Origin of the sequence: Achromobacter xylosoxidans (assembly GCF_002192695.1) — a bacterium.
Classification (GTDB): domain Bacteria; phylum Pseudomonadota; class Gammaproteobacteria; order Burkholderiales; family Burkholderiaceae_B; genus Achromobacter; species Achromobacter xylosoxidans_C.
Genome location: NZ_MTLG01000084.1, coordinates 84,758 through 107,817 on the forward strand (window position 1 = coordinate 84,758; position 23,060 = coordinate 107,817).

The 23,060-nt window shown below is 67.7% G+C and carries 15 protein-coding genes; 6 read left to right on the forward strand and 9 right to left on the reverse strand.

The genetic code is table 11. From position 1 onward, the window contains the following. Positions 1 to 56 precede the first annotated feature (56 nt). On the reverse strand, positions 57 to 1,325 hold the full coding sequence (locus tag BRO63_RS20545) for an adenosylmethionine--8-amino-7-oxononanoate transaminase (RefSeq protein ID WP_088141575.1): 1,269 nt from the start codon (positions 1,323 to 1,325) through the stop codon (positions 57 to 59). Positions 1,326 to 1,461: 136 nt separating this feature from the next. On the opposite strand from BRO63_RS20545, the gene BRO63_RS20550 reads away from it, so the two are divergent. The 5 genes from BRO63_RS20550 (at position 1,462) to BRO63_RS20570 (ending at position 13,978) form a co-directional block, all read left to right on the forward strand. Further along, positions 1,462 to 2,649, forward strand: a complete 1,188-nt coding sequence (locus tag BRO63_RS20550) for an aminotransferase class I/II-fold pyridoxal phosphate-dependent enzyme (RefSeq protein ID WP_179215165.1) — start codon at positions 1,462 to 1,464, stop codon at positions 2,647 to 2,649. Between the two features lie 14 nt (positions 2,650 to 2,663). Beyond that, entirely contained in the window at positions 2,664 to 3,332 is a 669-nt protein-coding gene (locus BRO63_RS20555) for an alpha/beta fold hydrolase (RefSeq protein ID WP_088141576.1), read from the forward strand. Continuing rightward, complete coding sequence (gene bioD, locus BRO63_RS20560) at positions 3,329 to 4,765, forward strand: dethiobiotin synthase (protein ID WP_088141577.1); 1,437 nt, start codon at positions 3,329 to 3,331, stop codon at positions 4,763 to 4,765. The genes BRO63_RS20555 and bioD overlap by 4 nt, the downstream gene beginning before the upstream one ends. 375 nt (positions 4,766 to 5,140) lie before the next feature. Further along, positions 5,141 to 9,319: a hypothetical protein gene (locus tag BRO63_RS20565; protein WP_088141578.1), complete on the forward strand. Its 4,179-nt coding sequence runs from the start codon at positions 5,141 to 5,143 to the stop codon at positions 9,317 to 9,319. 9 nt (positions 9,320 to 9,328) lie between these two features. After that, positions 9,329 to 13,978 (forward strand): hypothetical protein, encoded by a 4,650-nt coding sequence (locus tag BRO63_RS20570; RefSeq protein WP_088141579.1) that lies wholly within the window; start codon positions 9,329 to 9,331, stop codon positions 13,976 to 13,978. Between the two features lie 33 nt (positions 13,979 to 14,011). On the opposite strand, the gene BRO63_RS20575 is transcribed toward BRO63_RS20570, so the two are convergent. From BRO63_RS20575 to aceA, 5 genes are all read right to left on the reverse strand, one after another. Then, complete coding sequence (locus tag BRO63_RS20575; protein ID WP_256943366.1) at positions 14,012 to 15,139, reverse strand: hypothetical protein; 1,128 nt, start codon at positions 15,137 to 15,139, stop codon at positions 14,012 to 14,014. An 11-nt stretch (positions 15,140 to 15,150) separates the two neighbouring features. Then, positions 15,151 to 15,483, reverse strand: coding sequence for a ligand-binding protein SH3 (locus BRO63_RS20580; RefSeq protein WP_143219493.1), 333 nt, complete (start codon positions 15,481 to 15,483; stop codon positions 15,151 to 15,153). Positions 15,484 to 15,485: 2 nt separating this feature from the next. Then, positions 15,486 to 16,355 carry a decaprenyl-phosphate phosphoribosyltransferase gene (locus tag BRO63_RS20585; protein ID WP_218824105.1) on the reverse strand — a complete coding sequence of 290 codons (870 nt, stop codon included), beginning with the start codon at positions 16,353 to 16,355 and terminating at the stop codon, positions 15,486 to 15,488. A gap of 5 nt (positions 16,356 to 16,360) precedes the next feature. After that, positions 16,361 to 16,999 (reverse strand): HAD-IB family hydrolase, encoded by a 639-nt coding sequence (locus tag BRO63_RS20590; RefSeq protein ID WP_088141581.1) that lies wholly within the window; start codon positions 16,997 to 16,999, stop codon positions 16,361 to 16,363. Positions 17,000 to 17,208: 209 nt separating this feature from the next. Then, positions 17,209 to 18,528, reverse strand: a complete 1,320-nt coding sequence (aceA, locus tag BRO63_RS20595) for an isocitrate lyase (RefSeq protein WP_088141582.1) — start codon at positions 18,526 to 18,528, stop codon at positions 17,209 to 17,211. Between the two features lie 325 nt (positions 18,529 to 18,853). Between aceA and queF the strand changes: the two genes are divergently transcribed. Then, positions 18,854 to 19,678, forward strand: coding sequence for an NADPH-dependent 7-cyano-7-deazaguanine reductase QueF (gene queF, locus BRO63_RS20600; protein ID WP_088141668.1), 825 nt, complete (start codon positions 18,854 to 18,856; stop codon positions 19,676 to 19,678). 15 nt (positions 19,679 to 19,693) lie between these two features. On the opposite strand, the gene BRO63_RS20605 is transcribed toward queF, so the two are convergent. From BRO63_RS20605 to pgsA, 3 genes are all read right to left on the reverse strand, one after another. After that, positions 19,694 to 20,695 (reverse strand): cytochrome-c peroxidase, encoded by a 1,002-nt coding sequence (locus BRO63_RS20605; RefSeq protein WP_088141583.1) that lies wholly within the window; start codon positions 20,693 to 20,695, stop codon positions 19,694 to 19,696. Positions 20,696 to 20,804: 109 nt separating this feature from the next. Beyond that, complete coding sequence (locus tag BRO63_RS20610; RefSeq protein ID WP_088141584.1) at positions 20,805 to 22,109, reverse strand: MFS transporter; 1,305 nt, start codon at positions 22,107 to 22,109, stop codon at positions 20,805 to 20,807. Positions 22,110 to 22,312: 203 nt separating this feature from the next. Beyond that, entirely contained in the window at positions 22,313 to 22,885 is a 573-nt protein-coding gene (pgsA, locus tag BRO63_RS20615) for a CDP-diacylglycerol--glycerol-3-phosphate 3-phosphatidyltransferase (protein WP_013395003.1), read from the reverse strand. Positions 22,886 to 23,060: the final 175 nt, after the last annotated feature.

The following is a 23,060-nucleotide window of genomic DNA, read 5'->3' on the forward strand; positions in this document are numbered from 1 at the left end:
GATCAAGGCGGCTTTGGCCGGTTTGCCCGGACAACGCGGACTTGGCGCCGCCCGGCTCAGGGACGCTGGCGGCGCAGCACGTCCACCACTGCCCGCATCAGGCTGGCCAGCTCGTCCTCGGCGATGGTCAGCGCCGGGGTCAGGTAGACCACGTTGCCGAACGGCCGCACCCAGACGCCGGCCTCGACCAGGCGCCGCTTCAGGCCCTCGCGGTCGGCGATGCCGTCCAGCTCGACCACGCCGATCGCGCCCAGCACACGCACGTCGCGCACCCAGGGCAGCTCGCGGCACGGCTCCAGGCCCATGGCCAGAGCCGCGGAGATCGCGTGCGCCTGAGCCAGCCGCGGTTCAGTCTCAAAAAGATCCAGCGAGGCATTGGCCGCGGCGCAGGCCAGCGCGTTGCCCATGAAGGTGGGGCCGTGCATCAGCGCGTGCGAGGGATCGTCGGACCAGAACGCCTCGAACACCCGGCTGCTGGCCACCGTGGCGGCCAGCGGCAAGGTGCCGCCGGTCAACGCCTTGGACAAGGTCACGATGTCCGGCCGGATGCCGGCCTGCTCGAAGGCGAACATGGCGCCGGTGCGGCCGAAGCCGGTGAAGATCTCGTCGAAGATCAGCAGCAGGCCGTGGCGGTCGGCCAGGCGGCGCAAGCGGCGCAGTACTTCCGGGGCATGCAGCAGCATGCCGCCGGCGCCCTGCACCAGCGGCTCGACCAGGATGCCGGCCAGGCGCGATCCATGGGCTTCCAGGTGGGCCTCCAGCGCCGCCAGTTCGGCCTCGCTGCGCGGCAGGTCGACGATGTCGTGCTCGGCCAGCATGCCGCGGTACAGGCTGTGCATGCCCTCGTCCGGATCGCAGACCGCCATGGTGCCGAAGGTGTCGCCGTGATAGCCGCCGCGGAACGCCAGGAAACGGCTGCGGCCGCGTTCGCCCTGGTTGAGCCAGAATTGCAGCGCCATCTTCATGGCGACTTCCACCGCCACCGAGCCGGAATCCGTATAGAAGACGCGATCCAGTCCCGGCCCCAGCAGGGCGGCCAGGCGGCGCGCCAGGGTCAGCGCGGGTTCATGGGTCAGCCCGCCGAACATGACGTGCGGCATGGCGTCCAGCTGCGCGCGCACCGCCTGGGCGATGTGCGGATGGTTGTACCCGTGGCAGGCCGTCCACCAGGACGCCACGCCGTCGATCAGGCTGCGGCCGTCGGCCAGTTCGAGCCGGCTGCCGTGGCTGCGCACCACCGGCAGCGGCGGCGTCACCGTCTTCATTTGGGCATAGGGGAGCCAGATATGGGGCTGGCCCTGGGCCACCCAGTCGGGCGTGTGCATGATTCACCTCTCGATACCGGCGGCGCGCCCGGCGGACATGGCCGCGACCGGGGCGGCGTCCGCCTCCACTACAATGGCTCGCATTCTACGGCCTGGCGCGGGCTCGCCCCCTGCCCGGCCGCTGCCGGAAATATTGATGTCCAAGCTGGATCCGCTTTTCTCCTCCGAACTGGCGCGTGCCGAAACGCGCCGCGTGCGCCGCCGCCTGCGCACGGCCTCCGCCGCCGCCCCGGGACGCCTCGTCCTCGAGGGCGAACCGGTCCTGAACTTCTCCAGCAACGATTACCTTGGCCTGTCGCGGCATCCGCTGCTGGTCGAGCGGTCGCGCGAATGGGCAGCCCGCCACGGCGCGGGCGCCCAGGCTTCGCGCCTGGTGACCGGCAACCTGGACCTGCACGAACAGGTGGAGGCCAAGCTGGCCCGGCTGAAAGGCACCGAGGCCGCGCTGCTACTGGCCTCGGGCTGGCAGGCCAACGCCGCCGTGCTGCCGGCCCTGCTGCGCGCCGCCGCCAGCCAGGGCGAGGTCGAGCTGTACGCCGACAAGCTCAACCACGCCAGCCTGCACCACGGCTGCCAGGCGGCGGGCGTGAAGCAGATCCGCTTCCGGCACAACGACCTGGACCATCTGGAGAGCCTGCTGGCCGCCAGGGCGGAAAACGCGGCCGGCCAGCCCGTGTCGCGATTCATCGTCACCGAAAGCGTGTTCAGCATGGACGGCGACCGGACCGACGTGGAACGGCTGGCAACCCTGGCCGACCGCTACCGCGCCTTCGTCTACCTGGACGAGGCGCACGCCACCGGCGTGCTGGGGCCTCGCGGCATGGGGTTGGCAGGGCTGGCGCCCGGCCGCATCGACCTGGCCATGGGCACCTTCAGCAAGGCGCTGGGCGGCTTCGGCGCCTACGTCGCCGGTTCGCGCGCGCTGTGCGACTACCTGATCAACGCCTGCTCGGGCTTCATCTACACGACGGCGCTGCCGCCCGCGGTGCTGGGCGCCATGGACGCGGCGCTGGACCTGGTGCCCGCGCTGGATGCCGAACGCGCCCGTCTGGCGGCTGCCGGCGACAACCTGCGCGCCGCGCTGCGCGGCATGGGGCTGGACACAGGCGCCTCCTCCACCCAGATCGTGCCGGCCATCGTAGGCGACGAAGCCCGCGCCCTGGCGCTGGCCTCGGGACTGGAACAGCGCGGCTTGCTGGCCGTGGCGATCCGCCCGCCCACCGTCCCCGCCGGCACCAGCCGCCTGCGCGTCACGCTGAGCGCCGCGCACCGCGACGTGGACGTGGCGCGCCTGATCGACGGTTTCGCCGCCGCGCTGGCGTGACGGCCACTGCCTCCATGCAAGCCGGCCTGTCCCGCCCCACCCTGCTGTTCGTGCACGGCTGGGCCTTCGACGCCTCGGTCTGGGCGCCGCTGCGCGCAGAACTCCACGATAGTCCGCAAGCCGTTTTCGATGCGGGCTACTTCGGGCCGGCGCAGGAGCCTGCCATGACCGGCCCGGTGATCGCCATCGGCCATTCGCTGGGCGTGCTGCGCCTGTTGCGCGAACTGCCGCAAGACTGCCTGGGCCTGGTGTCCATCAACGGCTTCGCGCGCTTCGCGGCCGCTCCCGGCTTCGAGGCCGGCGTGGCGCCGCGCGTGCTGGAACGCATGTCCCGGCGCCTGGCCTCGGACCCCGCGGCGGTGCTCAGCGACTTCCGCCAGCGTTGCGGCGACGGGTCCGATTTCGGCGAGCCCCGGCTCGCGCCGCTGGCGCGCGACCTGCAGGCGCTGCGCGACGAAGACCGGCGCGAAACCCTGGCGGCGCTGCCTGCCCCCCTGCTGGTCCTGGCCGGCGCGGACGATCCCATCGTGCCCGCGCCCATGACCCAGGCGGGCTTTGCCGGCAGCGCCGACGCGCTGATCCACCAGTGCGAGGGCGGCGGCCATTTGCTGCCGCTGTCGCACGCTGCCTGGTGCGCGGCGCAGATCCGCGCCTTCATGGCGCGCCTGGCGCACGCCCAATGACGCAAGCGCCGCGCAACGCTGGAATCGGCGCGCGCTTTGGCGCCGCCGCCCCCGCCTACGAAGACCACGCGCCCATCCAGCGCCTGGCGGCCGAGCGGCTGGCCGGCGATATCGCGCTGCTGCCGCTGCCGCCCCGCCCGCGCATCCTGGAGATCGGCTGCGGCACCGGCCTGCTCACCCAGGCGCTGGCGCGCCGCATCGGCGCCGCCGACTGGACCGTCACCGACATTGCTCCCGGCATGCTCGCGGCCGCGCAACGCGGCCCGTCCTTGCCCGGCCAGGTCCGCTACCAGTTGCTGGACGGCGAGCATCCGGCCGGACTCGAAGGCGGCTACGACCTGATCTGCTCCAGCCTGGCCGTGCAGTGGTTTTCCGACCTGAACGCCGGGCTGGGCCGGCTGGCCGCGCTGCTCGCGCCGGGCGGCCGCCTGGCCGTGGCGACACTGGCTGACGGCACGTTCCAGGAATGGCAGGCCGCCCATGCCGCGGCTGGGCTTGCCGCCGCCACGCCGCACTATCCGCGCGCCGCCTCCATCCATCCGGACTGGGGCAATCTGGCGGGTGGCGTACGCAGCGAACGGCTGATACAAAATCATCCTGACGGGCTGCATTTCCTGCGCGCCCTGAAAGGCATAGGCGCCACCACGCCCGCCCCCGGACGCGCGCCGCTGAACGCGGCGCAACTGCGGCGGGTGCTGGCGGCGTTTGACGAACAAGGAGCCGGGGTGACCTATCACCTGGCCTACGGTATGTGGAAAAAATCGAACCAGCACCCCGCCGGCGTCTTCGTGACCGGCACGGATACCGGCATCGGCAAGACCCTGGTGTCCGCGATCCTGGCGCGCGCCTGGAACGCCGACTACTGGAAACCGGTGCAGACGGGGGTGGCGGAAGAACCCGGCGACACCGAAACCGTGGCGCAGCTGGCCGGGCTGCCGCCCGAACGCCTGCACCTGCCCGCCTACGTACTGCAGGCGCCGCTGTCGCCCTGGGCGGCCGCCACGCTGGAAGACACCATCGTCGACGCCACCAGCATCGTGCCGCCAGCCACGCAGGCGCCGCTGATCGTGGAAGGCGCGGGCGGCCTGTATGTGCCGATCGACGACACCCACATGATGATCGACCTGATCGCGCGGCTGGACATGCCGGTGGTGCTGGCCGCGCGCAGCGGATTGGGCACCATCAACCACACCCTGCTCAGCCTGGAGGCGCTCAAGCGCCGCGGCATTCCGATACTGGGCGTGATCATGAGCGGGCCGCTTTCGGCCGGCAACAAGGAAGCGATCGAGCGCTTCGGCGACGTGCGCGTGCTGGCCGAGATTCCGCCGCTGGCCAAGGTCGACGCGCAAACCGTCCAGGCGCTGGCCAGCGCCATTCCGTCGCTGGCGGAATGCCTGCAGGCGCTGGGCGACGCGCCCGCGGTAGCCAACTAGGGTTCGACGCCATCCAGGCCCCCTGGATTTCCGGGGCCGGAGCCGTTACGCATTCGTACAAAATAAATTCCGCCGGCGGCCACCCGTCCCCCACGCGGATGGATGCCGTTGCCTGCCCTTCCGTTCGTTTGGATGGCGGCCAAAGCCTCATGCAAAGCGTGAACTTCCCGAGTGAAGCCGCGCATCATCTACATCTTTCAGCCACATCCGGATTCTCAAGCCGGCGCTGCCGCGGCCGCCGCCGCCGCATGCCTGCGCGTTGTTGACTACTAACGCAACACAACGATAATTTTCGCCACATTGGCAGTTCGATTCGCAGGTAGCTGGACGTGCAGGATTTCGTTCCTGGGTTTCCTTATTTGCAGGAGAACTGGCATGGTCACCAGAAGGCTGAACATTCCTGTTTTGGCCCCCAATCCCAACCGCAATTTCTTCGACGGCACCCGCCCCGGCCAGGCCGTGCTGCGCCCGGCCGATCTGCTGGCCTTGCGGCTGGAGCTGCACAATCTGGCGGTGACGCCAGGCCAGCCGCCCCGCTTGAAGAAGGCTGGCGACGGGGCCGCCACGCTCATCGTCCACTTCCCGCCGCAGTCGATCACCGAAGAAACCTTCTTCGAAAGTCCGCCGCTGGGCAACGCCGCTCAGCCGGCGCCCCGCCCGACGCCGGACAAGCCGGAACCCCCACCGGGCGAGGAGGAAGAGCCCACCGGCCCGCCGGTGCGCGCGCGCATCGCCGGCGAATCGCGGCTGGCCTTTGCCATTCCCGATGGCTTCGACGTGCCCTACACGCTGGAAGGCGTGCTGGCGGCAATGGAGTCCCTGCCCCAGGCCGTGGCGGCCAATGCGCGTCCGCCGGGGCCCAGCGCGCCGCGCCTGAACCTGCGCGATCTGTTCGACACGCGCATCGACAAGCTCTCGCCGGTGCAACGCGCGGCGCTGTCGAGCTTCGCGCTGCGCAGTGCGCGCATCGCCACGCAGCTGAACGCGCCTGGCGCGCTGCTGCTGCGCCAGGCCGGCGGCGCCCCAGGACTGCGCGCGTTGCGCCTGGGCGGCGGTGCGCCTGTCCGCGAAGTGCAGCGCACCAGCGCGTTGATCGAAATCCTCAGGCGCGGCCCCAAGCCGGCGCTGCCCGCCGCGCAGCAGACGGCGATAGAACTGCCCTGGCGGCTGATCCTCAGTCCGCATGCGGAGGAGCGCTGGCGCCACGCCAAGGCGCCGGCGACGTCCGCCGCCACGCAGCACACCGAACTCTGGCATACCCAGCTGCTGGCCGCGCAACCCGAGGACAGCGCCCGGGCGCCGCTCGCGGGCGATGCCCGGCCCACCGTGCGCGCGGTCTGGGCGCTGGGCGGCGAAGGCACGACCAAGCCCATGCAGGCGGCGTTTCCGGTGCCGACGGTCACCTATCTGCCGCAGCCGAACACCTCGCCCTTCCGCATGCCGATGGACGATTTCGACCGTTTCCAGATCGCGCACCTGTCGTCGAATTTTTCCGTGGCCAACTACGCGCCGCAGCCGGTGGACGCCAAGCTGCTGATGCTGTCCGCGCTGGGCGCCTGGCTGGACTCGCGCGGCAACTGGGACGCGCCGGGGCTGTCGCTGGAAGAATGGACCCATCGCGGCGCCATGGGCCGCGACCATTACGTCCGCGTGGTCTACAAAGGCCTGCTGTTTCCCTTCGGCCACCGCGCCTCGCTGGTGAAGGTCAGCGAACGCAAGTTCCATACGGACAGGCCCGGCAACCCGGCCTACCTGCGCCAGCGCCTGTTCATCATCGTGCGCGAGCGCGAACGCGTCTACGCCGACCCGCTGCTGCAGGCGCGCGACGACACGGGGAACATGATCTTCCTGCATCGCCAGATGCCGTTTTCCAGCGTGCGCATCCTGACCACGGTCACGCCCAGTCTGGATCTGCCCACCTCCACGGCCAGCAAGATCGGGGACCTGGGGCAATTGCTGTTCTGGCCCTGCGTGGGCGCAAGCCCCTTCCGCTTCGCCTGCTCGGCCACCGACATCGACGGCCGCATCGTGCAGTTCGACCTGCCGATGATCTTCATGGATGGCGGCCGCGCCTGCCCGCGCAAGCTCAGCGGCCAATGGCTGACGCCGGACTACGTGAACGCGGAGATCTTCGCCAAGCAAACGCAGGGGGCCTGGCGCAGTGCCGAATCCAGCCGCCGCACCGCGCAGTTCAAGCAGCAGCGCGTCACGTTCGCATCCCCGCTCAAGCCCGGCGATACCGCGGCGCAGGCGGAGACGATCGAGTTCGACGGCCTGGTCGATCCGGGCAACACCCAGCTGCGCGCCTACAGCGACTCGTTGAACGGCCCGCTGTTCTATCCCGGCATCAAGCGCGCGGCGATCCGCATCGCCGCGCTGGCCGAACTGACGGGCAGCGACAGCAACAGCGTGCTGAGCTGGAACGACCACTACCTGCGGTTCGGATTCGACTCCGGCAACGTCGGCCAGGTTTTCGGCAACATAGACGCCGAGCCTGGCTACCGCGGCGACGCCGTGCTGAACTTCTCCGCCCAAGGCGACCGCGCGGGCGGCTTCGTCCAGCCGAACCTGCGCCCCACGGCGCTATCGCGCATGGCCGGCCCGGTCAGCGGCAAGGTGGCCGACTTCGTCGCCGGCAAGATGAACGGTCCGGACATCTTCCCCAAGGTCCTCTCATCGGACCTGCCCTTTCCGCTGCTGTTCGGCTGCATCCCGCTGGGCGACGTGATCGAAGCGGTATCCAATGCCGCCGGCACGCCGGAACGTGTGCCGCGCTTCATATCGGAAGCCTGTTCCCAGCTTGAAAGCCTGGTCAACGAAATGGGCCGGCTCTACGGCCTGGTGACGGACCTGGCGCAGCAGCCGGGCCGCATCGCCGAAGCCGCCTTGCAGGTGCTGAAGGACACGCTGCAGGATCTGCTCGGCCAGGCGCAGGCCTATGCGCAGAACCTGGTGCAGGACGCGAAGGCCCGCGTCAACGACCTGATGGCCGCGCTGGACGCGGTACGCGCGCAGGTCGCGCTGCTGGCCGGACTGTCCTTCGACGCCGCGCCCGCGCTGCCGGGACTGCCCGCCGTGCTCACCGCCGCGCGCGATGCCGCGAAGGCATTGAACACCGCGGCGGACGCGCAGGTGAACGGCGCGCACCTGCCCGACGGCCTGCGGCAATCGCTGCGCCAGGCCGCCAATACCGCCCAGACGCTGCTGGACAGCGTGGCCGTCGTGCCGGCGCTGCTGCTGCAGGGCAAGGCGCTGTACGACGCGCTCGACGCCGTGGTGGGCCATCCCGACCAGCTGGACGAACTCTTCGCCGATGCCGCGACGCTCAAACCGCGCCTGCAGGCCATCACGAACGCCGTCGATCCGCTGTCGGGCACCATAGGCACCGCGCGCCTGCTGGAAGGCGCGCCGCGCCAGATCGCGCAGACCGCGCTGCAAGCGGTCAAGCTGGCGGTCGATGCGGTGCTGGCCAGCGCGGAGCTGCTGGAGCTTCTGACCGGCGATGAACTCACCCTCCGCTTCGACTGGAATCCGGTGATCAAGAGCTGGTCGATCAAGCCCGGCGACCCGCCGCTGTTCCGCGTCAACGATGCGCGCGGCTTCCGGGTGGCGGTGGAGGCGCGGGTGCGCAAGAACGGGCAGAGCGCGCCCAAGATGTCGGTGGTCTGCTCGCTGAAGGACTTCGACCTGGTGCTGATCGCGCCCGCCAGTTTCATGGAGCTGAACTTCGAGAAGATCGAGTTCCGCATCGACACGGCCGCGAAGATGGACGTGGACGTGCTGCTGACCGACATCAAGTTCGTGGGCCCGCTGTCCTTCGTCGAAACGCTGCGCGACCTGATCCCGCTGGACGGATTCTCCGACCCACCCTATCTGGACATCTCGGCCAAGGGCGTGGACGCCGGCTTCGACCTGGCGCTGCCGGCCGTCGCCATCGGCGTCTTCAACCTGTCCAACCTCAGCCTGGGCGCGGGCTTCACCGTGCCGTTCATCGGCCAGCCCCTGTCCGTGCGCTTCAATTTCTGCACGCGCGAGCAGCCGTTCAATCTGTCGGTGTGCATGTTCGGCGGCGGCGGATTCTTCGGCATCACGCTGGATCCCAGCGGCATCCAGCTCATGGAGGCCGCCTTCGAGTTCGGCGCCAGCGTATCGGTGAACCTGGGCGTGGCCTCCGGCGGCGTGCACGTCATGGCAGGCATCTACTTCCGCATGGAAAAGAACGCCTGCTCGCTGGCCGGCTACTTCCGCATGGGCGGCTGCGTCAGCGTGCTGGGCATCGTCAGCATTTCCATCGAGATCTACCTGGAACTGCGCTACGAGTTCGAAAGCGGCAAATGCGCGGGGCGCGCCACCATCACCGTCGAGATCGAAGTCTTCATGTTCTCGATGAGCGTATCGCTGTCATGCGAGCGCAAGTTCGCCGGGTCCAACGGCGACCCGGGCTTCCGCGACCTGATGGGGCCGCACCCCGACCTGCCGTTGGCGCAGGAGCTGGCGCTGATCGACGACAGCAGCGAGTACGCCTGGCGCGAATACGCCGAAGCCTTTGCCTGAGGAACGTCCATGGCCAAGCAAACGATAGTCTGGACCGCGATCCCCAACGGCCGCGTGCCCGCCGGCCCCGACGCCGGCAGGCTGCGCATCTCCATCGTGGCCTCGCCGCGCCTGACGCCGCAGGCCGTGAACGAGCAGCAGCTGCGCGCGTTCGCCGACTGGGTCAACTGGCCGCGCACGCTGGAACGGGTGCGCTTCGTGCTGAACACCGGCATGGCGCAGATCGAGCTGGAGCCGCAGGCGCAGGCCGACGCGGCGTTGTGGGAACGGCTGCTGCCTAAGACCACGCCGGTCGCCGGCTTCGTGTTCCGCGACATGAGCAAGGTCAACCTGTTCTCGTATTCGGTGGCCGGCGTGCTGGGCCTGGCCCGCAAGCACTACGGCAAGCTGGCGGTGCAGGCCACCGGCACGCCGCCCACGCTGCTGCCCTGGCGCGACGCGCATCCGTGCCTGAAGGACATGCTGGGCGACTGCGGCACGCGCACCACCTTTATCTCGCTGGGCGACCGGCGCGTCGAGATGCCGCTGCCCGGCTTCGACCGCTTCTTCGACGACGGCGGCGACGGCGCCGAGCGCGTGCTGCGCTCGCAGGTCTACGGTCCGCACAGCGTCTATGAAGGCAGCGCCGCCGCGCCGGGCGTAAACGCCGAGGGCAATCCCCAGCCCGGAGTGAGCTTTCCGCTGCGCGCCCTGCCCACCCGCTGGAACGATGGCGGGCTCGCCGGCCCCGACCAGAACCTGATGAAGCTGTGGAACTCGCAGGCCGAGTACACCCTGTTCCAGGCCAACCGCTTCTATCGCCGCGATCCGCCCACGGCGCAACAGCGCAGCATCCGGCGGCCCGACGGCGCGAACGTGCCCGCACCGCCCGCCCAGCCGGAGATGGATTTCCACGCCATCGTCGCGTCCTACGGCGACTACCCGGCGCTGCTGCGCCAGCTCGGCCTGGTCATCGACTGCCTGGTCCCGGCGGGCTCGGCCTTGGAGCAGCAGTTGGCGGCGGCGCCCGCCGCGCAGGGCTATTTCTTCCTGACCCTGCGCTGGGAGGACGGGCACGACGCCGGCGATGACGCCTGCCCCGCCACCGCCTGGACGGGCGACGCGGAACGCTTCACCACGCGTCCCCGCAACCCCGCCGATCACGAACGCGGCATGCTGAAACTGCGCCGCGCAGACGATAGCTGGAACCTGTACGAACCGCGCAGCCCCTTCGACGTCTATCAGGTCGACGCCGACGGCGCCGCGCTCAAGACCGTGGACTTCGTGCTCAGCGCCCAGAACCTGATCGCCAGGAGCCTGGCGCTGGGCGCCGACGGCGCCGTGACCTACACCACCGGCGACAAACAGGGCGTGGCCGCGCTGCGCTCGGGCGGCCTGGGCGTGGCGCGGCGCGGCCGGGCCTGGGAAGTCGCGCAGAACGCGGCCGCCGCGGCCTTGAAGAACGCCGCCCTGTCGGGCGCGCCGGGCAGCATCGTGCTCTATGCCGAGGATCTCCTGCGCGGCTATCGCGTGGACGCGCAGCCGCAGGTGCCTGGCGAGCTCCAGGAATGGCGCTCGCTGTGCCAGCGCGCCGGCGCCTACCGCTGCACGGACGGCGGCGCGCCGCTGCAATTGCCCGCTGACGAGGGCTATGTGAAAGGCGCCTCCACCAGCGGCGGCGAGAATCCGGACGACCAATACCTGCATGAGTCCCTGTTCCGCTGGACCGGCTGGAGCCTGGTGGCGCCGCGTCCGGGATGCACGCTGCGCGACCGCGTGGATCAGGACAGCAACGTGCAGGGCGAGACGCCGGAAGACGTGCAGGACACGGCCACGGAAAAAGGCAATGGCCTGGCGGTCAGCTTCACGGCTGCCAAGGGCAGCCTGCCGCGCCTGCGCTTCGGCATGCCTTACCGTTTCCGCGCGCGGCTGGTGGACCTGGCTGGCAACAGCCTGGCGCATGACGATCCCTCGCTGGAGCGCGACGACAACGCCACCCAGCCGGTCGTCTACTGGCGCTTTGAACCGGTGGATCCGCCCGCGCTGGTGCAGCGCGCCCGCCTGAGCGAAGGCGAGTCGCTGGAACGCATGGTGATCCGCAGCAATACGGGCATGGACCCGGCGGCCTACCTCGAAAGTCCCGACTTCAAGCAGGCTCTCTTGCAGGACGCTGCCAAGGACTTCGCCTACAACGCGATCAACCAGCGCCACGTGGTGCCGCCCAAGGCGTCCCAGCTGCAATGCGAAACGCACGGCCTGTTCGACGCCATGATGGGCAGCCCCGCCCACATCAAGCAGGCCTATGAAATCGCTGCCCGCGACGCGGGCACGCTCTACGACAGGGGGCCGGGCACGGACATAGAGCTGGTGACGCCGCAGGCGCTGCAGGAGGTCGCCACCACCACCGAGGTGCCGCCGAAACTGCCCTCGACCGAGCACCCTACCGGCGAACGCCTGGCCGCCGGGCAGTACGTCATCCACCGCGAGGCCCAGGTGCTCACGCCCTATCTGCCGGATCCCGCCGCGGGCGGCATCGCGCTGCGCGCCCAGCCCGGCCATGCCTTGCCCGGCGTCACGGGGCCCAAGGTGCTGGGACCCAGCGCGGTGATTGCCCTGACGCCTGCGCAGGAACTTGTGCTGCTGGTGGCGCACGCCTCCAAGTGGCCGGACACGCTGGGCCTGCGCATCGTGCTGCAAGAGCACCGCGCCACCCTGGCCGACCCGCCCTGCTCGGAAGAATTTCTCGACGACGGACTGCCCAGCTGGGACGAAGCCCAGCGGGTCCTGACCTTCTACCTGCCCAAGGGCCGCATCGCCCGGCTGCGCTATTCCAGCTTCGTGAATCCCGGCCTGGCCAACACCTTCGGCATACCCGCCTGGGCGAACAACGAGGGCGAGCGCGCCACGCTGCGCTTGTCGTCCGTGCTGGGCGGCTGTTGGATGGTCACGCCCTACCGCCCGCTGGTGCTGGTGCACGCGACGCAGCAGCCGATATGCGAGCCCCTGCTGCTGATGGCCGAGGAACCGCAGCGCGGGCCTGGCGATGCCCACGCGGATCTGTATGCCCGCGTGCGGCTGCACGGTCCCACCACCGGCAAGGTCGAGATCGAGGCCGACTGGCACGAGTGGGTGGACGACCTGCAGAAGCTGCGTCCGGAACGCCAGGCCGGCCATGGCGTGCTGGCCGAGGTTCCCTTGTCGGAAAACTACGCAAACCTCTTCACCCTGAGCAACGCGGTGAAGGAACAGTTGAACGCGAACGGCAAGCTGCGCGCGCGCGGCGACCGCCATGAATTCGGCGACACCCGCTTCCGGCTCATCCGCTACCGCCTGCGCGCCGCGACGCGGTTCCGCGAATACCTGCCGCCCTCGCTTTACGCGCAGGCGGACAAGGTCACGCGGCTGGGGCCCATCGCCGACGGCCCGCTGGTGGAGGTGGGCGCGGACGATGACCCGGGCGCGCCGGTGCTCAGGCGCGACGGCACCGCGCAGAACACCGTGGTGCGCGCCAGCGCGCCGCCGGACGCCCCCGTCCTCACGTATGTCGTGCCGACCTTCCGCTGGCAGGAAACCGCCGGCGCCGGCAAGCTGGACGTCACGCGGCTGGGCAACGGCCTGCGGGTCTGGCTGGAACGCCCCTGGTTCTCTTCCGGCGACGGCGAGCTGCTGGGCGTGGTGATCGCGGGCGACGGCCAGAACTTCACCGACATCGGCAACCCGCTGACGCCGCTGGTGACGCAATGGGGCATGGATCCGCTGTGGGAGACGCCCCCGCCCAAGCACAAGGCGCGCGTGTCGGACTTCTCCGCGCGCGTCACCGACGAGCAGGTCTATCTGCAGGAAATCCCGGCCCAGTTGGTCCACGTGGTCGGACACCGCGTGCGCTGGAGCGAGGAACGCGCGCGCTGGTACTGCGACATCGAACTCGATCCCGGCCGGACCTACATGCCCTTCGTGCGCCTGGCGCTGGCGCGCTATCAGCCCAACGCCATCAGTTCGGCCAAGCTGTCGCGGGTGGTGCAGGCCGAGTTCTCCCAGGTGCTGCCGCGCCGCCGCGCGGTGTTCGAGATCAAACGCGGCCGGCTGGCGTTCAGCCTGCGCGGCGTGGTGCCCAAGCATGGGCCCATGAAGTTTCCGCTGGACTCCGAGTACCTGAACATCTCCTTCATCCCCGGCATAGGACAGACCGCCGAAAGCGGCCGCAACCGCGTGGAGCTGGTGCTGCAGACGCGCGACCCGGCGCTGGACAGCGACCTGGCCTGGAGCGATGCCAAGGTGCTGGCATCGGGCCTGCTGGACCCGGCGGGACCGCCGCCCCAGCCGTCCGGCCCGAGCCCAGGCCCCATCCTCATGGACCGCATGCGCGAACTGCCCATCCTGGAAACCGCCACGCCCGCGACGCTCGCCGACCTCGCGCGCCTGGGCAACGTGGTGGTCGGCCCGGTGGTGCGTTTTCCGCCCGTGCTGGAAGGCCCCCTGTTGGGCGAGCTGCTGGACCCCGTCATCTGGTCCGCCAGCGCCGCGCTCCCCGACAGCGGCGGCAAGCCCGCGCGCATCGCGGTGCGCGAGTACGAGCGCTACTACACCGACAACTCGGTGCCCGAACGGCGCGCCGGCGCCATGCAGCAGCGCCGGGTGGTGGAGGAAAGGCTGGTGTACTCGGCGTTCTTCGGGCTCTGACGGTACGCCTGGCGCACCGTGTGACGGACCTCACTATCGGGGCTGGCCAGAGTGGGCAGCCATGCCTGGCCAAGCCGACAGCGAGCAGGCGATCAGCAAGGTCAGCGTGGGATACAGCATGCTGAGATTGCGCATTTCGCCCGGGGAGCAGAACAGGAGGAACAGGGGCAGATTGATCGCCGCGGCTGCCGCGCCATGGTTGCGCAAGGCAGGAGGCAGGCTGCGCCACGCATTGGCCCACAGGCCGGCGAAAACGAGGACGAATACGAGGCTGAAGCCGCGCGGCAACAAGATGCCGTATGTGTTCTCTGTGCGCAACAAGTTGCCCGGATCGGCGTAGAACACCAGGTTTTGCCATAGCTGGAAATCCACTGTCGAGCCAGAATTTCCAGCGTAGCGCAGGCGCATCGCCAGATAGACGCAGCCGCCAACCAGCACCAACCCCGAAACCACGCCGGCCGCGCGCATGAGGTCCAAATGCCTGCGCAAGAGCGGATAGAGTGCTGGCGTAAACCAGAGGAACGCCTCCTTGTTCCAGGTCGCCACTCCCGCCAACGCCAGCAGCAGCACTACCCGCCAGGAACGCAGCGACGCCGTGCCCAACGCCAGCGTCACGGCGCTCATGAGGAAGAGGAGCTCGGTGAAGTCGTAAAAGTAGCCGCCCTCGGTAAGCATGAACGGCAAGAGCAGAGCCGTGACCGCTGGCGCGGCGATCGCGACCGGATCCGTCGCGCCGCCGCGCAGGCAGAGTCCGCGCATGACGTAAAGGCTGGCCACCAAGGCGCAAAACGTCAGGTAATAGACGATGTAATAGCGCAAGGCCACGGCCGGCTTCAGAGCGTCTGAATCGGGAAACCTCATCGCCAAGCTGGAGCGGCTGTTCACCTTCCGCGGGTCGGACAGGCTCCTGGAAATCCGCTCCACGCTCGCTGGCGGGAGCAAGGCCTGGACCTGGTTGGCAATGGCGGGAAGCAGCTGTCGATAGACGTAGGGGCGAGCGGCAGTCCCTTCAACCATGTACGACAACCCTAGCGAGGGATGGCCGTCGTTCAGGCGCCACTTCGTGTAGAAGCCGTTGAACGAGGCCGCGGCCACCATCAGGAAAAAGACCAGCAGCAGAAAACCGCTGTAGAAACGGCTGGCAAAGAGTCGCGTCATCATCGGGTCGGGTTTTATTGGGACAGAAGGAAGATGCCGAAGGCAATGAGCACGGCGCCCGCCAGGCGATACGCGCCGAGTTCCTCGGCGCCCGAGAATGCGCCATAGGCAAAGATTGCAAGTATGGTGACGGCAACCATCAACGGATACGCCAGGGCGAGGTCCAACCGTCGCAGCGACAGTGCGTAAAAACCGAATCCCGCGCCGTAAGTGGCAATAGCCAGCACATATGCCGCGCCGCCATGTACCCCGAACAAGGGCATGCCTCTGGAAGTTCCCGCGACCTTCAAGGCAATGCTCGCGGCGGCGCTGCAAGCGCTGGCCAGGAAGATGTGTAGGTATGCCATGGTCATCTGACGAGGAGGAATGCCGCGAAAGCCCAGGCGGTTACCGCCAGACGGATCTGTGGATCGGACAACAGTTCCCGGCCTGTATCTTCGCCGGCGCCATGCCTATAGATCAGGTACAAGTATCGGAAAACACCGAAGGTGACGACGGGCAATGTAATGATCAGGTTTTCGGTGCCATGCATGGCGGCCGTCGCAGGGTCCAAGGTATAGAGCCCGTAGGTCAGTATCGTCATGCTCACGGTAATGGCGATGAGCACATCGAGCAGTTGGGGTGTGTAGTACCGCAGCACCAGACGCGTAGATTCCTGCAGGGCTATGCCTTCGGACCATGCTGGCCCGAACTCCGCGCGGCGCTTCGCGAACCCCAGGAACAAGGCGAGCATGAACGAGCAAAACAGCATCCAGCGCGATGGCGTGATCCCCACGGCATACGTTCCGCAGACCAGACGGATCATGAATCCAGCCACGATGCAGAACACGTCCACCAGGACCACATGCTTGAGCTTCAAGGTGTAAGCCGTATTGAGCGCGAGATACGCGACCACCGCCGTCGTTACAGCCCATAGGCCCAACCCGGCAGGCAGCAGCGCCGCCCCTGCGGCCAATATGGCCAGAAGCATGCGGGCGGTGCGCAGGCTTACTCGCCTGCTCGCTATTGGGCGTGTCTTCTTCCTGGGGTGGCGCGCGTCGGCTTCCCGGTCGTGGTAGTCGTTGAGCACATAGACGGCGCTGGATGCCATGCAAAAGGCCACGAATCCGACCCCCACCGCCGCCATCAGTTCAAGATTGCTCCAGCCATGTCCGAACAGCAGCCCTAGCAGCACAAATCCGTTCTTGAGCCACTGATGCGGCCGCAGCAGGTTCAGCATCGGCATCATCGGACAACCTTCTTGCCGTTGAGCCAGGCGCAATCCGCGGCCTGCAGCAACCAGGCATCGCCGCCACTGTCTCCATAAGCGTGCAACTCGTAGCTACCGACAGGCCCAAAGCTCGATTCCAGGCGCGCCACTTTTTCGGGTCCCCAACAATTCGCCGTGCTGAAACGTCCGGTCAAGCGACCGCCGCCTGTTTCCAGGCTGGTGCAGATAAGTGCAACCCCCAGGCGCCGGGCCACTTCCTCGAGATAGAGATCAGGGGAAGCGCTGACGATCGCCACCCGGTGCCCCTTCTGTTGATGTGCGCGTAGACGTGCGAGCGTGTCAGGCCGCAGTGCAATACCTGGAACCCAACGGGCTGCCAACCCCTTCAAGTCCACCAGCCTTCGGCCGCGCAACACAATGCGGCACAGGCGCTGCTTCGCGCTTTCCCTAAGGGCAATACCTTGCTCATTGCCCGCCTTGCAGCACAAGAGCAGCGCCAGGACCGGCGACACGATGACCAGGCCGAGCAGCAGCTTGGACAAGGACACGCGCGCCAGAAACGGAATCAGCGTGTCCCGGTAGGTCAGCGTTCCGTCAAAGTCGAAAACTGCGACCACGGGCAAAACCAGCGTGGATGGAATTTCGTGAGACATGTTGACACTGGATGGACCTGGCCGGTGAGCGACATTGCCGTATGGATCGGCCAAACCTTCAAAACTACGTGTCGTACTCCAATACCTCAACTGCAAAAAACACCAGGGCGAGGCCGAGGCGCGGGTCGCTCACCAAAAAAAAGGGTGCCCGAAGGCACCCAAATCCACCCTACAACAGCAACTACAACTGCATAACTCTCCTGCGATGCTTACGCGACCTTCTGTTCCTTGCCGTGCTCGAACTGGGCTTCTTCGGTCGAACCGGTCAGCGCGGTGGTCGAGGACTGGCCGCCTTCGATGGTCTGCGTCACGGCGTCGAAGTAGCCGGTGCCGACTTCGCGCTGGTGCTTCACGGCGGTGAAGCCGATTTCAGCGGCGGCGAACTCCTTCTGCTGCAGTTCGACGAAGGCGCTCATCTGGCGGCGGGCGTAGCCGTGGGCCAGCTCGAACATGCCATAGTTCAGCGCGTGGAAGCCGGCCAGCGTGATGAACTGGAACTTGTAGCCCATGGCGCCCAGTTCGCGCTGGAACTTGGCGATGGTGCCGTCGTCCAGGTTCTTCTTCCAGTTGAAAGAGGGCGAGCAGTTGTAAGCCAGCAGCTTGCCCGGGAACTGGCGATGGATGGCCTCGGCGAACTTGCGGGCGTATTCCAGGTTGGGCGTGGACGTTTCGCACCAGATCAGGTCGGCGTAGGGCGCATACGCCAGGCCGCGCGAGATGGCCTGGTCGATGCCGGCCTTGGTGCGGAAGAAACCTTCGACGGTGCGCTCGCCAGTGATGAAGGGACGGTCGTTCTCGTCGACGTCGCTGGTGACCAGGTCGGCCGCGTCGGCATCGGTGCGGGCCAGCAGCACGGTGGGCGTGCCCATCGTGTCGGCGGCCAGACGGGCCGACACCAGCTTGGCGACGGCTTCGCGGGTCGGGACCAGCACCTTGCCGCCCATGTGGCCGCACTTCTTGACCGAAGCCAGCTGATCCTCGAAGTGCACGCCCGAAGCGCCCGCCTCGATCATGGCCTTCATCAGTTCGAACGCGTTCAGCACGCCGCCGAAGCCGGCCTCGGCGTCCGCCACGATGGGGGCGAAGAAATCGATGTAGCCTTCGTCGCCCGGGTTCTTGCCTTCCATCCACTGGATCTGGTCGCAGCGGGTCAGCGAGTTGTTGATGCGGCGGACCACTTGCGGCACCGAGTTGGCGGGGTACAGCGACTGGTCGGGATACATCTCGCCGGCCAGGTTGGCGTCGCCGGCGACCTGCCAGCCCGACAGGTAGATGGCCTTCAGGCCGGCCTTGACCTGCTGCATGGCCTGGTTGCCGGTCAGGGCGCCCAGCGAATTCACGAAAGGCTCGCTATGCAGCAGTTCCCACAGGCGGGTGGCGCCGCGGCGCGCCAGCGTGTGTTCCACGCCGATGGAGCCGCGCAGGCGGATGACGTCTTCGGCGCTGTAGTCGCGCTTGATGCCTTGCCAACGGGCGTTTTCGGCCCAGTCCTTCTGCAGATTGCGGATTTCGGTTTCGCGGTTGCTCATGTTGATGCTCCTGGTCAGTGATGGGGAAGACTGCAAAAGATTCGCGTCCTGCGTTGCGTGAATCGTTGGACAAAGTCTATGCCTCTGCTGCGGAGCAATGTGGACTGATGTCTTATACAAGACGAAAAATGTTGTTCTTATAAATCAATGATTTATAAATTTAATTTCGTATTGTGAAACGCAATTATCATCTGTGAAATGGGCTCCCGCTGCTGCGCAGCAGCGGCTTTCACATGACGAAGGTTACATTTCACGATATGGAAAATTGGGCCTTTTCATGACCGCCTACAATGCGTTCATTCTTCAAGTTTCCAATGACTCCGCTATGACGCTGTCCCACGGCCCGCTGGGCCAGAGCGTGGCCTATGCCTCGCAATACGACCCCTCGCTGCTCTTCCCCATCGCGCGTTCGCACAACCGCGCGGCGCTGAACCTGGAAGCCGGCAAGCTGCCCTTCACCGGCGTGGACCTGTGGAATGCCTATGAGCTGTCCTGGCTGGACGCCAAGGGCAAGCCGCGCGTGGCCATGGCCACCTTCTCGGTGCCGGCCGACAGCCCCAACATCATCGAATCCAAGTCCTTCAAGCTATACCTGAACTCCTTCAACCAGACCCGCCTGGTCAATTCCGCCGCCCTGCGCGGCCGCCTGGAGCGCGACCTGAGCGCCACGGCCGGCGCGCCGGTGGGGCTGGATTTCTTCCTGCCGCAACGCTTCTCCGAATTGCAGATGGGCGAGATGGACGGCATCTATATAGACAAGCTGGACATCGAGATCGACACCTACGAACCCGCGCCCGAAGTGCTGCGCACCCGCGCGGGCGACGTGGTCGAGGAAACGCTGGCTTCGCGCCTGTTGAAATCGAACTGCCCCGTGACGGGCCAGCCCGACTGGGCCAGCGTGCAGATCCGCTACCGCGGCGCGCCCATCGACCGCGAATCGCTGCTGCGCTACGTGGTCTCGTTCCGCCAGCACGCGGAATTCCACGAGCATTGCGTCGAACGCATCTTCAGCGACATCATGCAGGCCTGCCGGCCAGAGCAACTGACGGTCTACGCGCGCTATACGCGCCGCGGCGGGCTGGACATCAACCCCTGGCGCAGCAACTTCGAAGCCGGGCCGCCGGCGGACGTGCGTACCGTCCGCCAGTAGGCCGCCCGTACCGCCCTATTTCACGAAGGGCTCGGGCCGCGGCGTATCGTCCGCCGACGGCGGCAGCAGCGGGTACTGGATCGCAGGCTGGTCGCCCGTCAGAGTCTTCAGGAACGCCACGATCTGCGCGTTCTCGTCGGGCGTGAAGGTCCGGCCCAGCTGCAACCGGCCCATCACATCCACCGCCTGCGTCAGCGTGGCCGCCTCGCCATCATGGAAGTATGGATAGGTCAGCGCCACGTTGCGCAGCGTCGGCACCTTGAAGTTGAAGCGGTCGGCGTCCTTGCCCGTCACCGCGGCGCGACCTTCGGCCTTGTTCTCGGTGACGTAGGGCGTGACCAAGCCCATCTTCTGGAACGAATTGCCGCCCACCGCCACGCCGTTGTGGCAGGCCACGCAGCCGCTGTTCTTGAAGAGCTCATAACCCGCCAGCTCGCGCACGGTCAGCGCCTTCTGGTCGCCGCGCAGCCACTGGTCGAAGCGCGAATTGGGCGTCACCAGCGTTTCCTCGAACGCGGCCAGGGCGCCGGTGACCTCGTCGATGCTGATGTCTTCCTTGCCGAAGACCTGCTTGAATTCCGCCCGGTAGCCGGGAATCGAATTCAGCACCTGCACCGCCAGTTCGTGGCTGGACGCCATCTCCATGGGATTGGCGATGGGGCCGCCCGCCTGCTCGCGCAGGTCCTTGGCGCGGCCGTCCCAGAACTGGGCGATGTTCAGGCTGGAATTGAGCACCGTCGGCGAGTTGATCGAGCCCTGTTGCCACTTGTGGCCGATCGAGGCCTTGAGATTGTCCGCGCCGCCCATGCCCAGGTTGTGGCAGGAATTACAGGAAATCGCACCGGAACGGGACAGGCGCGGGTCGAAGAAAAGCTTCTTGCCCAGCTCGACCTTGGCCGGCTCCTTGATGACCGCCGGCTCCACCGGCTGTATCGGTTCCTGCGAGGCCGCATGAGCCAGACCTATCCAACCGCCCAAGGCGACTCCCGCCGCCAGCAACGCGCTTGCCCTTCTCATTTGCTTCTCCTGAGTAATGACCACTTCACTGACGAGGTCATTACATCAGAGAGACGCCGCATCAACCTTGCGTAGGGTCAAACCGCCGGGGCGCGAAGCCCCGGCCGGTTCAGGAGCGCACTGCGGCCGAAGCCGCGGCCGCGGGTTCCGCGCGCCGCGCCTGCACCGCAATCCATTGCGCCAGGAAGGCGGCGGCGGCGAATGCCACGCCCGCGCCCACCCAGGGGCCCTGCCGCAGCCCGGCGTCCAGCAGCAGGCCGAAGGCCAGCGGCCCCAGGGCCGAGCCCACGTCCATGCCGGAGTACACCAACCCGTAAACCGAGCCGGTGGAACCCTTGGGCGTGACGCGGCGGATCAGCATGTCACGCGACGGCGCCGCGACGCCGGAGCAGAAGCCCGCCAGCGCCACCACCGGCGCGGCCAGCGCGGCCGGCACCAGGCCCAGCGCCAGCACCACCAGCGTCAGGCCCGCCAGGATCAGCGCCACCATCACGGTGCGTTCGGTGCGCGGATTGGCCGACACCAGGAAACCGCCCGCGGCCATGCCCGCGGCCGAAGCCACCATGTAGCCGGACAGCGCCGAGCTGGCGGCGACCTTGGACAGGTCATACAGCTGGCCCAGCAAGGGAATGGTGTAGTTCTGCACCGACGACAGCGCGATGGAGGTGCAGGCGAAAAACAGGAACGCGCCCCACAGCGCCGGCTTGGACAGGAGCGTGGACAGCGTGGTCAGCACGCTTTCCTGCGGCTTTGCCGCAGGTTTGGCGGCCAGCTTGCCGGCTTCCGCGTCCGCATGGCCCTCCAGCGGCGACGGACCGCCCAGCAGGTCGCGGCCCAGCACCGTCAGCAGCAGGACCAGCGCCACCAGTCCGGCCGCGCTATAGGCCGCCACGCGCCAGTCCGCCAGCAGCGTGATGCTGGTCATGAACACGGGCGTCAGCGCCCAGCCCAGGTTGCCCGTCAGCCCGTGCGTGGAGAAAGCATGCCCCAGGCGCGGCGCGGAAATGCGATGGTTGATGATGGAATAGTCGGCCGGGTGGAAAACGGAATTGCCGATGCCGCCCACCACTGCCGCCGCCACCAGCATGGCGTAGCCGTTGGCCGACCCGATCAGCACGCCGGACAGCACGAAGCACGTCAGGCCGAACCACAGCACCGGCCGCGCGCCGATCCGGTCCACCACGAAGCCCGAGGACGCCTGGCCGATGCCGGACACCACGTAGAACGTGGACACCAGCAGCCCCAGGCGAGCGAAGTCCAGGCCGAACTCGTTGCCCAGCGAGACATAGAGCGAGGGCAGGACCAGTTGGAAGAAGTGGGAAGAAGCGTGGGCCACCCCGATCAGCAGGATGATCTTCCAGTCGCGCCGGCGGGCGGCGGCGTCCAGGGCCAGGGTATTCGCAGCGGTGTTCATTGCAGGCGGCCGCGGTCAGCGGCAGGTGGCGCGGCGCCGGATGCGGCGGCGCGCGGGTTGTCTCCGGCAACGTCCGGGTGCCCCGGGCGTTGGACTCTGAGGCGCCGTACCGGACGCGCCGGCGGATCGCTCTTGGTTTGTAACGGCGGCCGCCTTGCGCGAGCCGGGCCGCCGTTCTGTCAACGACTATATACGGACTGGAACTACAGGGCCTTTTCGCGGATGGCGGGCCAGGCGCGCTGCAGGTAATACAGCATCGACCACACCGTCAGCACCGCCGCCACGATGATCAGCACGTCACCCAGCAGGCGGGCGCTGACGCCGTAGATCGGCTGGTTGTACAGCAGGCACGGAATCGCCACCATCTGCGCGGCCGTCTTGAACTTGCCCAGCCGGTGCACCGCCACGCTGGCGCTGGCGCCGATCTTGGCCATCCATTCGCGCAGCGCGGAAATCGTGATCTCACGGCCGATGATGATCAGGGAGATGAAGGCGTCGACGCGGCTGAGGTCCAGCAGGACGATCAGGGCGGCGCAGACCATCAGCTTGTCCGCGACCGGATCCAGGAAGGCGCCGAACGCCGAGGTCTGGTTCCAGCGGCGGGCCAGCCAGCCGTCGAACCAGTCGGTCAGAGCCGCAATAATGAAAGCCCAGGCGGCGAAGGTGTCGCGAACAGGGACCGACATCCAGCTTTCGGGCAGGTAGAACAGCCCGACCACCAGCGGAATCATGGCGATGCGCAGCCATGTCAGGATAATGGGTACATTAATTGGCATAGTGTCCGTATGCTAACAGCAAGATGGGGTCCCCCCCCGAAGCGCCGGAGGCGCTTCCCCCCCGGGGGGGCGCCGCTGCGGACCGGCGGAGCCGGATCCGCGCGGCCAGGCTGGCGCTACGCCGGTTGCTGCGTCCGCAACCGAGCAGAGGGTGTGTAACAGCCGGCATTTACGC